We start from the raw sequence: 12,432 nt of genomic DNA, 5'->3' as shown, positions 1-12,432 counted from the left end.
GCAGCGTTCTCAAAAAAGGGGTGCCTATATCGGCTGAGATCATACCCAACGAACCTAGAACAGGTAATGCTGTTTAGGGATTTTTAATATAGATAAATGGGTGGTTTATTTATAAAAACTAATAGTAATTAATATAGAATAATAACCTCTTTTTATTCGATTAAGTTTTAATCGTAATGAAAAAACAATGTCTTTTTGTCTCATTTCTTGTTTTATCACTTTGTGCAACGGCACAAGAAAAACCACAAGATTCTACTAAAATTGAAACTTTAGATGAAGTCTTACTCTCGTCTACACGAGCGAAAGACAAAACTCCGGTAGCCTTTACAAATATTACAAAAGAGGAGTTAGAATCGTCTAACCTGGGTCAGGATTTACCCATTTTATTAGATCAATTACCCTCGGTAGTAACCACTAGCGATGCGGGTTCTGGTGTAGGTTATACAGGAATTCGTGTGCGTGGAACCGATGCCACACGTGTAAATGTGACTATTAATGGAATTCCTTATAACGATTCTGAAAGTCAAGGTACCTTTTGGGTTAATATGCCCGATTTTGTGTCTTCTGTTGAAGATATCCAATTACAACGTGGTGTTGGAACATCGTCAAACGGATCGGGAGCTTTTGGAGCCAGTTTAAATTTAAAAACACTAAATCCATCAACTGAAGGTTACGCTAATACAACCAATACTGTGGGATCTTACGGGACAAGAAAACACAATCTAAGTGTGGGTTCAGGAATAAAAAACAACTTTTATGCCGAGGCGAGACTTTCTAAAATTCAAAGTGATGGCTATATCGATCGTGCAGCATCCGATTTAAAATCATTTTATACGGAAGCAGGTTATATCACCGATAAAACACAAATTAAAGCATTGGTTTTTGGTGGCGATCAGCAAACATATCAATCTTGGAACGGAGCTCCGGAAGCGGTCGTAAATGGCGATTTGGAGGGGATTCAAACATTTATTGATAGAAATTATTCTTCAGACGCTGAGGCGGATAATTTGTTAAATGCGGGACGTACTTATAATTCTTATACTTACGATAATCAGACCGATAATTATAAGCAAACACATTATCAATTGCACGGAACGCATCAATTTTCTTCGCGCTTTTCAGCAAACTTATCGGGGAATTTTACCAAGGGAGCAGGGTATTTCGAACAGTTTAAAGACAATGAAGAATTGGGCGATTATTTTCCAGGAAATTCCAATGTATCAGAGGAAGGAGATGTCATAAGACGGCGTTGGTTAGATAACGATTTTACTGCGATCGTCTATTCCTTAAATTATAAAAGAGATCAGTTAAACTTATATTTGGGCGGTGGTTATAATACCTATAAAGGGGATCATTACGGGGAAATTATTTGGGATTCTTTTGCGTCTGAAGTGCCTATTAGAAACAAGTACTACACCAGTGTTGGTGAAAAGAAAGATTACAGTACGTATTTAAAGGCCGAGTACGATTTAACTTCTAAATTATTTGCGTTTGCCGATGTGCAGTATCGGGCGGTGCACTATAACTCGACAGGTTTAAGTTCAGATTTAGAACCAATTGATGTCGAAAAGGACTATAGTTTTTTCAATCCAAAACTGGGATTGTCTTATAAAATAGATAATTACAATAGTGTTTACGGTTCGTTTGCTGTGGCTAATAGAGAGCCAAACAGAGACGATTTAACTAAAAACCCAGTCACTCCAAAAGCAGAGCGTTTAAACGATTTTGAGTTTGGATTTAAACACCGTACATCTGCGTTTTCTGCTACTGCCAACTTGTATTATATGTCGTATAAAGACCAATTGGTATTAACTGGCGATTTAGATAATGCTGGAGATGCTATTCGCGAAAATGTTGCCGATAGTTACCGCGCCGGAATAGAGCTGCAATTGGGGTATAAGGCTTCAGATAAGCTTAGAATTGACGCCAATGCAACTTTTAGTAAAAATAAAATAGACACATTTCATTATACCGTTTACGATACACAATACGATCCTAATACTTTCAATACCGTGTCTTATTCTCCTGTAGTTACCGAGTATAAAGATACCGATATTTCGTTCTCTCCAGAAATTATTGCCGGCGGAACAGTCACTTATAGTCTTTTAGAAGACCTCAATTTGAGTTTTATATCTAAGTATGTCGGTAAACAGTATTTAGATAATACCTCTAGCGCATCAAAAAGTATCGATGCTTATTTTGTGAATAATATTAATGCGTCTTATAAAATACACCCAAATTGGATTAAGGAAGTGTCTTTTAATCTTTTGGTGAATAATATTTTCAATTCAGAGTATGTGTCTAACGGGTATACCTATAGTTATTTCTACAGGCCAGAAAATTCTGGAGATGAAGCCATCACAGAAAATTTCTACTATCCACAAGCGACAACAAACTTTTTATTGGGAATGACTCTAAAGTTTTAGTCTAAAAACAGTGTTGATTACAGTTTGTAAATTATAAAAAGGCCGCCTTCAAAAAAAGGGGGCTTTTTTAGTTATTATACACCCGAATTGTGTTGCCATTCGCTTCTACAAAATAACGCGTTAAACCATATTGCCCAGAAGTGCCTTGTTTTGGTGATCCTGTAATAATATTATAAGCGTTACCGTCGTCGCAACTACACGTCGCGAAAATACCATCGACCGTTAATAACGAACACGAGTTTAATTGGTGGTTGGGGTCGCTAAGCTCGAACGCGTCATATTGCTCCCCACCAGAAAAAAAGACCACTACACCGTTAATACCATAATTACTACTAAGCACCACATAGTTTCCTGGAAATTGCATTTGATTAAATTGTGGTAAGTTCGTGTTAATTAACCCCTGAGTATCAAAAACCGCATTCGGGATATTAGGGTTGCCCGTAATACCATCGTCGTCATTTTTATTACAAGAGGAAAGGGTAATGGCTAATATGGATATAATTGAAAGTATTTTTTTCATAAGTTAATCTCGCTTTTATAAGTTTTGCAATTTACAACAAATGAGTAAACTGAATTAAATATTTTGTATATTTGCTTTACAATCTCGTAATATGCGGGATTTTTTTTGCGATACCTCAAAACTTGCTTTTGAGGTATTTTTTAGTAGAGCAAAGTCAAGTTATTTTTAAAACGTAAAGATCATGAGTAAAGTATCTTATTATACAGCAGAAGGATTAAAAAAATTAAGGGATGAGCTAAGGCGTTTAAAAGATGTTGAGCGCGTTAAGGCTTCAAAAGACATTGCTGAGGCTAGGGATAAAGGTGATTTAAGTGAGAATGCAGAGTATGATGCAGCAAAAGAAGCTCAAGGTATGCTAGAAATGCGTATTTCTAAATTAGAAGATCAAATGGCGGGCGCGCGCGTTATAGACGAGTCTCAAATGGATAGTTCAAAAATATTAGTGCTTTCTAAAGTGAAAATTAAAAACCAAACCAATGGGATGGAAATGAATTACACCTTAGTTGCCGATGGTGAAGCGGATTTAGCTTCTGGTAAAATTTCTGTAAACTCTCCAATAGGAAAAGGGTTATTAGGAAAGACAGTAGGCGATGTAGCCGAAATTCAAGTGCCGAATGGCGTAATGAAATTTGATATAATCGAAATATCTAGATAATTCTTCAGTACAAGACCTAAACTATACTCCTGTATATATTGTAAAATACCGCAATAATGCAGGATTATTTTTTTACCTTTAATTCAAATCATAAATTAATATAAATGGCATCTATTTTTACCAAAATTGTAAACGGCGAATTACCGTGTTATAAAATCGCAGAAACCGAGGATTTTTTAGCCTTCTTAGACGTCAATCCTAATGCAAAAGGGCACACGCTATGTATCCCTAAAAAAGAAATTGATAAAATTTTCGATTTGGATGAAGTGGAATACGCAGGATTAATGCAGTTTTCGCGTTTAATAGCCCAAGCCTTAAAGAAAACTATAGATTGTAAACGAATAGGGATGTCTGTAATTGGATTGGAAGTGCCACACGTACACGTGCATTTAATTCCGTTAACCACTATGGAAGATGCGCGCTTTATTAGTAAAACACAATTAACTCCAAAAGAATTTGGAGAGTTAGCGCTGGCTATTCAATCTAATTTATAGTTGTAATAAAACGTAGTAATAAGGTGTTTAAATAGTGCTTTAGAAGTTCTTAAACCCTTAGATAGAGAGTTAAAACAATGGAAGTTATTATAATACCGATAACCAATCCAACTAGAATCCAAGATAATTTCTTTAATTGAGTCGATGGTTTTTCGGGTGTAAGTGCTTTGTTTTGGTAGCGGTATACGCGCTCAATATCTTCCGTCCACCGTTGCGGGTAGATAGGTGTTTCGCAAATAGTGCAATGCATTTCTGTAAATATATCCTTGCCTATAGATTTATAAAATCGCGTATCTATAAATTTTTGTTTAAACGTTAAATGCAAGCCTTCTTTGCTAAAGCATTCAGGGCAATTGTTGTTAATAAACACTTCTTTTACAGTGACTAATTGTTCTGGCATAATGATAATATTATAACGACTTTAATGTTATTTGCATTGTGGTTCCTTTACCTATTTCAGAGTGTTTTACTTTTATTTTTCCGTTATGGAAATCTTCAATAATACGTTTTGCTAAAGAGAGTCCTAATCCCCAACCTCTTTTTTTACTAGTGTAACCGGGGTCAAAAATAGTATTAAATTCGCTTTTAGCTAGCCCTTTTCCAATATCTATAACTTTAATTTTTACTGTCGTTTCGTTAGCTTCTACAATAACGGTTAAATCGCCTTTTCCACGCATAGCATCGATAGCATTTTTAACCAAGTTTTCTAGCGTCCAACTATATAATTGTGCGTTTAATAGTACAAAAACGGGTGTTTCTGGAACGTGAAGCGAGAAGTTAATAAGTTTAGAAGAGCGCGTTTTAAGATAGTCGTAAGTAGCTTGCGTTTCCTTAATAATATCACATTGTTTTAGTGCTGGTAGCGATCCTATTTTACTAAAACGCTCGGTAATGGTTTGCAATCGGCTAATGTCTTTTTCAATTTCTATAATGTATTCCGGATTTACATTTTCAATTTTTAAAATTTCAGTCCACCCAATTAAAGACGATAAAGGGGTCCCTATTTGATGCGCCGTTTCTTTTGCCATTCCTGTCCATAATTTGTTTTGAGCGGCATTTTTGGTACTGCTATAAAACAAATAGACGACGGTACCAAAAAGAACAATAATGAGTAATAACGCGAGCGGATAGTATTTTAGTTTACTTAATATTTCAGAATCGCCATAGTATAATTTTCCTAAATCTATTTTTTCTTTGGTCTTAGGATCTGTGTATTCTAAATCTATTGGCGGGTTCTGATTTTTAAATTCATTGATTAAAGTGTCGAGATCTTCTTCAGAATTAATCGTTCTTTTTTTTAAATTATTTACACTCAGTTTGCCATCGCTTGTCACTACAAACATAGGGTTTGTGTTTTCCGAAGTAATAACTAAGTCAATGACAGGGTTAATGTCCTCGTCCAATGCGCTTTTCTGAAATTCAATTTGTGCGGTGGCCCAAACATTCATTTTTTGCGCTTCTTCTTCTTTAAACTCTTGAAAAAACACATAGGTATTCCAAAGAATAAGTGTTATGATAATAAAGGACATTAATATAATTCCCCAACGAATTAACTGTCTGTGCTTTGTGTAAAACATTCGTTTTTCGTGTTAAGATACTTAAAAGTATATAAAGTTAATGTGTTAATAATATTGTGCAGCTAGTTCTTAAATCATTTTTAGTTGGTTTCAATAATGGTTACATTTGTCAAAAATAATACTTAAAAATGATTTCTTTCGAACCTAAAGAATTGGAAACCCCTAAGTTACATAGTTATTTGTTAAGTGCCGTTGCGCCTCGCCCAATTGCCTTTGCAAGTACGATAGACGACAACGGGAATCCAAATTTATCGCCATTTAGTTTTTTTAATGTGTTTAGCGCCAATCCGCCAATTTTAATTTTTTCTCCCGCACGACGCGTAAGAGGAAACACTACAAAACACACTTTGGAGAATGTAGAATTAACTAAAGAAGTGGTTATTAATGTGGTAAATTATAATTTGGTACACCAAGCTTCGTTAAGTAGTACAGAATATGCTGAAGGGGTTAACGAGTTTGAAAAAGCGGGATTAACAATGTTAAAAAGTGATCTGGTAAAGCCCTTTCGTGTGGCCGAATCTCCAGTACAAATGGAGTGCAAGGTAAAAGAGATTATTAAATTAGGAATAGAAGGCGGAGCAGGAAATTTAGTGATTTGTGAAGTGGTTAAAATGCATATTGATGACGCTGTGTTAAATGAAGAAGGAGGCATAGACCAAAATAAATTAGATTTAGTATCTAGAGCAGGAGGTAGTTATTACAGCCGATCGAAAACAGGATTTTTCGAAATTCCGAAACCATTATTTTCCTTAGGAATTGGTGTTGATGGTTTGCCAGAAAGTATTAAAGGAAGTCGTATATTAACAGGAAACGATTTAGGAATGCTAGGAAATGTGGAAGCATTGCCACCGCAACACATAATTGAAGCCTTTGTTAAAGCGCATAATATAAGCACATTAACTTTAGAGGAAAAGCACAAAAAAGCACAAGTGTTTTTAAATGAAGGTAATGTGGAACATGCTTTTTGCGTGCTATTAGCGTAAAAAAGCAAAGATAAATGAGACGAATATTTAAATAATTATATAGAGTAATGGAAGTACAAGGAAAAGTAAAATTAGTAGGAGAAACGCAAACTTTTGGAAGTAATGGGTTTAGAAAGAGAGAGTTAGTTGTAACAACTGAGGAGCAATATCCACAACATATTTTAGTTGAGTTTGTTCAAGATAAATGTGATTTATTAAACAACTACCAAGTAGGTCAAGATGTAAAAGTGAATATTAATTTACGTGGTAGAGAGTGGGTTAATCCACAAGGAGAAACAAAATACTTTAACTCAGTACAAGGTTGGAGAATTGAAGCTTCTCAAGGTGCTGCACCAGCAGGAGCACCAGAAGTGCCACCAGCACAAGCTTTCGAACCAGCGAAAAACTTAAACGAAGAAGATCACGACGATTTACCATTCTAAATTTTATTTAGAAAAGAATATTAAAACCTCAATGATGTCTATCGCTGAGGTTTTTTTTGTTTAAACTAAACAACTATGTATTTTTTAGAACCTAACGACAGTTTTCCCGACGTCTCTCTTGCCAATGAAGATGGCTTATTGGCTTTTAGTCTGGAATTAACAACCAATCGCTTGCTAGACGCTTACCAAAAAGGTCTTTTTCCTTGGTTTGAAGACGATCAGCCGGTCTTGTGGTGGTCGCCAGATCCTAGGTTTGTATTGTATCCATCGGAATTAAAAGTGTCTAAAAGTATGAAGCAGTTTCTGCGTAATTGCGACCTTAAGGTTACCGTAAATAAAGATTTTAGAACGGTAATTACAGAATGTGCTTTGGCTAAAAGAGCCGGGCAAGAGGGCACGTGGATTACTAACGGTATGATTGAAGCGTACGTAGAGCTTCATAAAATGGGCTATGCTAAATCGGTAGAAGTGTATAACGGCGAAACATTAGTTGGCGGCTTGTATGGTGTAGATTTAGGGAACGGGGTGTTTTGTGGTGAAAGTATGTTCGCTAAACAAAGTAATGCTAGTAAAGCGGCCTTTATTAGCTTTATTCAAAATACCAATTATAAATTAATCGATTGTCAAGTCTTTACTAATCACATGGAGCGGTTAGGGGCAAGAGAGATTCCTAGAGATCTTTTTTTAACTTATTTGTAGGTTTTTTAGAGCTAATTAAGAGAGGTTTTAGCTCCAATGCTTATCGCCATTTTGTGTCCATTACAATTGTAATCAACTAAAGTTTCTAGAATAATATCGTTACATTTTTGTATTTCAGATTTCGATAAGGGATCAAAAGCTTTTATTATTCGCGATTTATCAATTGTCCTAATTTTGTCCATTGTAATCATACCTTTTTTTTATTGTGGCTGACTTCAATTTTAGAGGGTATTTTTTTTAGTTAGTAGTCATCACAATTGTTTTCAAGAACTTATTAATTTCATTCGGCGATACTATTACGGAAGAGCGCGTTTTTCTGAATTCAATTCAATTGTTGGGTCAAGATTTATGAGTACAATGAAATAGCGTTTTAATTCCATTCTTTTAAATGTACAGATGCTGTATGCAAATCATCGTATATTAGAATTACATTGTTTCGCCTTTCGATGAAAGGTCGTTGAGATGCACTGCTATATATTAGGATACTTTTTCTTAAGTAAAAATTAAACTCAGGAATCACCCGTTTTTTCGAATTATATTAATTGGTTTGGTAAGTGTGTTAGACTTCGTTATATCTAAAACAGTTCACTTCGTGGTCATTTACCATTCCTGTGGCTTGCATATGGGCGTAAATAACGGTGCTCCCGACAAACTTAAACCCTCGTTTTTTTAAATCTTTACTTAGTGCATCACTAATAGGTGTGTTTGCAGGAGCTTCTTTGTAATTGTTAACGGTATTTTTTAAGGGTTTATTATTTACAAACCCCCAAATATAGTCGCTAAAACTTCCAAACTCTTTTTGAACTTGCATAAAAGCCTGGGCATTAGTAACGGTCGCTTTAACTTTTAGTTTATTTCTCACAATACCATTATTTTCTAGTAAAGCCTCTATTTTTTGTGGATTGTATTCCGCTATTTTTTTATAATCAAAGAGATCAAAAGCGGCTCTAAAATTTTCACGTTTGCGCAAAATAGTAACCCAACTTAATCCCGCTTGAAAAGTTTCTAGAATTAAAAACTCGAACATAGTAGCATCGTCGTACACTGGTTTTCCCCATTCTGTATCGTGGTACGCTTCGTAAAGGGCGTCGCCAGTGCACCAATCGCATCTGTGTTTTGTCATAATAGAAAATTAAGAGTGATTACAACTACTGTTTTATAAGTGGTTTAGGTAAATATAGGAACTATTCCTCAGCTATAATTTCAGAGCGCTATTTTTTTTAAAACGACGAAAATAACATTCTGAAACTATTTTACAATGGTAACATTTATCACCTTTTGGAAGTTGGTAATTTGGTATTTTTGTGGGTATAAAAAACAACAGTATGAAAACTTTAAAAGATGCCGCTATTTCGACTATAATTAATGAGAGTTTAAAGCGCGCGATGTCGTATACTAAGTACAGAGAGTTAGTAGCACAATTGGTGAGTGATAAGGCTTCTACAGGAGAATTACAAAATGAAGAAATGGCGAATTATACAATGTTAAACGACAAGCGTATGAAACGTTGGGATAAAACGTTAAAGATTAGTGAGCCTATATCAACTCAAATTAAAAATTTGAGCTCAAAACAAACGTGGATTGTACTTACCGAAAGTTGGTGTGGAGACGCTGCGCATTTATTACCGGTAATGAATAAAGTGGCCGAGCTTAACGATACTATAGAGTTTAAAGTTGTGCTACGTGATCAAAACGAAGAATTAATGGATCACTTTTTAACACATGGTGGAAAATCTATTCCGAAATTAGTTATGGTAGATACAGAAACACTACGCGTAAAAAACACCTTCGGACCAAGACCTATAGGCGCGATACAGTTAGTGACCGATTATAAAGAAAAACACGGCGAAATAACCGCAGAACTTAAAGAAGATTTGCAAGGGTGGTATAATAAAGATAAAGGGCAGTCTACAATTGCAGAGCTTGCGGCCTTAATGCAATAACATGCTTATTTACCTTCAAAAGTAAAAGTTATTGTGCCAATTTGATCAGTCCTTTCACCCCTATTAAATTGTGCTTTTTTGGCGTATTCTAAAGCACTATTTTCAAGACATTTATTATTAGAATTAGACGACGAGTTAATGGAGGTTTCCTTAACTCGTCCGTTTTTTGTAACGGTAATATTTACGATAATAGTCCCCTTTTCTTCACATAAATAAATAGGAATCGGCAAATACACATCGGATCTATTTACTAAGGAATAGCGAACCGTACTATTGGTATTTGTGGTTTTTGTTCCGCTTTCCGGGCTGCTTTTTGTGGTTTGCTTTTTTAGAATGGCATTTACACTTTCAAAAGCCGTTAACTCGTCACGCTGAATGTGAGAGGTTCCTTTTTGTTCTGGTTCTGTTTCGGGTTTTTTAGGAGTGTCTTCTTTACGTTCTATGGGTTTTCGTTTGTAATCTTTTGGAGGCGCAATAGGCTGATATGCTTGACTAAAATGTTTTGGTTTTTCAGCGTCATTAAATCCTTTGTTTGTTTCTTTTTTCTGAGTTTCAATATCTGGTATAATCTCTTCTATAGGTTCGACCATAGAAATATCGATTAGAGTTTCGATAACCGTTTTCTGATATTTTATAATATTCAAATTTATAACCGAAAGCACTAAGCTTCCAGCAATAAGTAGTGTGATGGCTAAAGCCTTATGGGAATTGTTGAATTTCAATTTAAAACGTCGTTCTCCGAATTAGTATGTAAGTACATAATATACGTGAAATGTGCTATAAAAGATGTGAGGAGTTTGTTATTCTTTAGGAAGTTGCGCTATAAAATCGTCTATAGACAATGCATTATCCACTTTGAAATCACCAATTTTTGTCCGTCGTAAAGCAGAAAGGTGTCCTCCAGACTGTAACGCTTTACCGAAATCGTTTGCTAAAGAGCGAATATAAGTACCTTTGCTGCAGACCACTCTAAAGTCTATGGCATTACCGTTTATAGCCGTAATTTCGAAGGCTTCAATAGTCACTTTACGCGATTTTACTTCGACAGTTTCTCCGGCTCTAGCGTATTCGTATAAGCGTTTACCTTCTTTTTTAATAGCCGAAAAAATAGGAGGAAATTGATCGATTTCACCAATAAACGGTGCTGTAGTTTCGTGTATTAATTCTGGTGTAATATGATGGGTAGGAAAGGTTTCATTAATTTCGGTTTCCAAATCAAAAGACGGTGTCGTGCCGCCCAACGTAATGGTACCGGTGTACTCTTTAGTCTGTCCTTGAAACGTATCGATCTGTTTGGTCATTTTTCCGGTGCAAATCACTAACAATCCACTCGCTAGAGGATCTAAAGTACCGGCGTGACCAACCTTTATCTTTTTAATGTTAAAGGCTTGACGGATTTCCCAACGCAGCTTGTTCACCACTTGAAAAGAGGTCCATTGTAAAGGCTTGGCTATTAATAAAACTTGTCCGGACTTGTAATCTTCTTCTGTTAACATATTAATTTAATAAAGAATAAATAATGGCTATAACACCAACAATAACACAGTAATAAGCAAAATACGACAGTTTGCTTTTCTTAACTAAAGAAATCATCCATGTACAAGCAAATAAGCCTGAAACAAAGGCAGCTACAAAACCAAGAGATAATGATGTGAAGTTTTGAGCTTCATACGTGAGATCTCCGCTTAAAATATCTTTTGCTATTTTTCCAAATATTAATGGGGTTACCATTAAAAAAGAAAAACGCGCAGCTTTAGTTTTATCGTTTCCTAATAATACAGAGGTTGAAATCGTTGCTCCAGAACGTGAAATTCCAGGGAGCATCGCTATGGCTTGAGATATACCAATTATAAAAGCATTCTTAAAGGTTACTTTTTTATCGGTGTCTTTTGCTTTGTCTGCTAAAAATAATAATATAGCGGTTACTATTAGCATAGAACCTACTAATAAAATGTTACTGCCAAATAGGGATTCTAATTCTTTTTCAAAAAATAAGCCAACAAACACAGCTGGTAACATGGAAAGTGCGATTTTAGAAATGAACTGCATATCTTCATTCCACTCCATTTTTATAACGCCTTTTAAAATACTTAAAATATCTTTTCTAAAAATAACGATGGTACTTAAGGCCGTGGCAAAATGTAATACTACTGTAAAAAGTAAACTTTCTTCTGGCACAGATTGATCGCCAAGAATAGCTTTTCCAAGCTCTAAATGACCGCTAGAAGAAACAGGTAAAAACTCGGTTAACCCCTGTATAATTCCTAAAATTATAGAGTCGAAAATATCCATTTAATATATGTATTTATTGTGAAGTTGAGCTTTTACTTTTTATTTGGATTTAAAAGTATCGCATAAATCTGAATGCCAAAACCAATTAGCACTAAAGTTGGTGCTAAACTAATACGTCGAAAACTAAAGATCTCTGGATTAAATACATTAGGGTCGTCGCTTCCTCCGCCAGACATCAAAATAAATCCTACGGCAATGGCGATTAAACCAATAAACATAAATTTATAATTGCGTTTTCCAAATATAAATTTAGAGTCTTTCGTGTTGTTTTTAACTGATTTTTCTGCCATAATATTCAAAAATGCTGTACACTACAATCTTCTATAAATAGAATACCGTACTGTAATTAGAGTTGCTAAATTAACTAATACTTTTGGTTACTGCAAAGTGAATAGTTTTTTTACAGTATAATTTATGTTTT

General features: G+C 35.0%; 16 protein-coding genes. 7 read left to right on the top strand and 9 right to left on the bottom strand.

Features of this window, described 5'->3' with window-relative positions; translation table 11 throughout:
• The first annotated feature begins 176 nt into the window (after window positions 1–176).
• Window positions 177–2,426: a TonB-dependent receptor gene (locus ES676_RS13010; protein ID WP_148370763.1), complete on the top strand. Its 2,250-nt coding sequence runs from the start codon at window positions 177–179 to the stop codon at window positions 2,424–2,426.
• Between the two features lie 67 nt (window positions 2,427–2,493).
• On the opposite strand, the gene ES676_RS13005 is transcribed toward ES676_RS13010, so the two are convergent.
• Window positions 2,494–2,946, bottom strand: coding sequence for a hypothetical protein (locus ES676_RS13005; protein WP_148370762.1), 453 nt, complete (start codon window positions 2,944–2,946; stop codon window positions 2,494–2,496).
• Window positions 2,947–3,127: 181 nt separating this feature from the next.
• On the opposite strand from ES676_RS13005, the gene greA reads away from it, so the two are divergent.
• Complete coding sequence (gene greA, locus ES676_RS13000; protein ID WP_148370761.1) at window positions 3,128–3,601, top strand: transcription elongation factor GreA; 474 nt, start codon at window positions 3,128–3,130, stop codon at window positions 3,599–3,601.
• A 104-nt stretch (window positions 3,602–3,705) separates the two neighbouring features.
• Window positions 3,706–4,095 carry an HIT family protein gene (locus ES676_RS12995; protein ID WP_148370760.1) on the top strand — a complete coding sequence of 130 codons (390 nt, stop codon included), beginning with the start codon at window positions 3,706–3,708 and terminating at the stop codon, window positions 4,093–4,095.
• Between the two features lie 49 nt (window positions 4,096–4,144).
• Here the strand turns inward: ES676_RS12995 and ES676_RS12990 are convergent, their stop codons facing one another.
• On the bottom strand, window positions 4,145–4,495 hold the full coding sequence (locus ES676_RS12990; protein WP_148370759.1) for a hypothetical protein: 351 nt from the start codon (window positions 4,493–4,495) through the stop codon (window positions 4,145–4,147).
• Window positions 4,496–4,505: 10 nt separating this feature from the next.
• The gene (locus ES676_RS12985; protein ID WP_148370758.1) at window positions 4,506–5,672 is read right to left on the bottom strand and encodes a sensor histidine kinase; all 1,167 of its coding nucleotides are present in this window, start codon (window positions 5,670–5,672) and stop codon (window positions 4,506–4,508) included.
• A 128-nt stretch (window positions 5,673–5,800) separates the two neighbouring features.
• Here ES676_RS12985 and ES676_RS12980 point away from each other — a divergent pair, with 128 nt between their 5' ends.
• From ES676_RS12980 to aat, 3 genes are all read left to right on the top strand, one after another.
• Window positions 5,801–6,655: a flavin reductase family protein gene (locus ES676_RS12980; RefSeq protein ID WP_148370757.1), complete on the top strand. Its 855-nt coding sequence runs from the start codon at window positions 5,801–5,803 to the stop codon at window positions 6,653–6,655.
• 47 nt (window positions 6,656–6,702) lie between these two features.
• Complete coding sequence (locus tag ES676_RS12975; RefSeq protein WP_148370756.1) at window positions 6,703–7,077, top strand: DUF3127 domain-containing protein; 375 nt, start codon at window positions 6,703–6,705, stop codon at window positions 7,075–7,077.
• Between the two features lie 75 nt (window positions 7,078–7,152).
• Window positions 7,153–7,776 (top strand): leucyl/phenylalanyl-tRNA--protein transferase, encoded by a 624-nt coding sequence (gene aat, locus ES676_RS12970; RefSeq protein WP_148370755.1) that lies wholly within the window; start codon window positions 7,153–7,155, stop codon window positions 7,774–7,776.
• Between the two features lie 11 nt (window positions 7,777–7,787).
• On the opposite strand, the gene ES676_RS15125 is transcribed toward aat, so the two are convergent.
• The gene (locus ES676_RS15125; RefSeq protein WP_246130366.1) at window positions 7,788–7,958 is read right to left on the bottom strand and encodes a type II toxin-antitoxin system PemK/MazF family toxin; all 171 of its coding nucleotides are present in this window, start codon (window positions 7,956–7,958) and stop codon (window positions 7,788–7,790) included.
• Between the two features lie 377 nt (window positions 7,959–8,335).
• A complete protein-coding gene (locus ES676_RS12960; RefSeq protein ID WP_148370754.1) occupies window positions 8,336–8,899 on the bottom strand; it encodes a DNA-3-methyladenine glycosylase I in 564 nt (187 codons plus the stop codon).
• Between the two features lie 202 nt (window positions 8,900–9,101).
• Between ES676_RS12960 and ES676_RS12955 the strand changes: the two genes are divergently transcribed.
• Window positions 9,102–9,719 carry a thioredoxin family protein gene (locus tag ES676_RS12955; RefSeq protein WP_148370753.1) on the top strand — a complete coding sequence of 206 codons (618 nt, stop codon included), beginning with the start codon at window positions 9,102–9,104 and terminating at the stop codon, window positions 9,717–9,719.
• A gap of 5 nt (window positions 9,720–9,724) precedes the next feature.
• On the opposite strand, the gene ES676_RS12950 is transcribed toward ES676_RS12955, so the two are convergent.
• The 4 genes from ES676_RS12950 to ES676_RS12935 form a co-directional block, all read right to left on the bottom strand.
• The gene (locus ES676_RS12950) at window positions 9,725–10,441 is read right to left on the bottom strand and encodes a TonB family protein (RefSeq protein ID WP_148370752.1); all 717 of its coding nucleotides are present in this window, start codon (window positions 10,439–10,441) and stop codon (window positions 9,725–9,727) included.
• A 78-nt stretch (window positions 10,442–10,519) separates the two neighbouring features.
• On the bottom strand, window positions 10,520–11,215 hold the full coding sequence (truB, locus tag ES676_RS12945; RefSeq protein ID WP_148370751.1) for a tRNA pseudouridine(55) synthase TruB: 696 nt from the start codon (window positions 11,213–11,215) through the stop codon (window positions 10,520–10,522).
• 1 nt (window position 11,216) lies between these two features.
• Window positions 11,217–12,011 (bottom strand): undecaprenyl-diphosphate phosphatase, encoded by a 795-nt coding sequence (locus tag ES676_RS12940; RefSeq protein ID WP_148370750.1) that lies wholly within the window; start codon window positions 12,009–12,011, stop codon window positions 11,217–11,219.
• A gap of 32 nt (window positions 12,012–12,043) precedes the next feature.
• Window positions 12,044–12,301, bottom strand: a complete 258-nt coding sequence (locus ES676_RS12935; protein ID WP_148370749.1) for a DUF3098 domain-containing protein — start codon at window positions 12,299–12,301, stop codon at window positions 12,044–12,046.
• Window positions 12,302–12,432 lie beyond the last annotated feature (131 nt).

It is taken from the genome of Bizionia saleffrena (assembly GCF_008086175.1).
GTDB lineage: Bacteria > Bacteroidota > Bacteroidia > Flavobacteriales > Flavobacteriaceae > Bizionia > Bizionia saleffrena.
The sequence above is the reverse complement of the archived record's forward strand: the minus strand, read 5'-3'. Positions and strand labels throughout refer to the sequence as shown.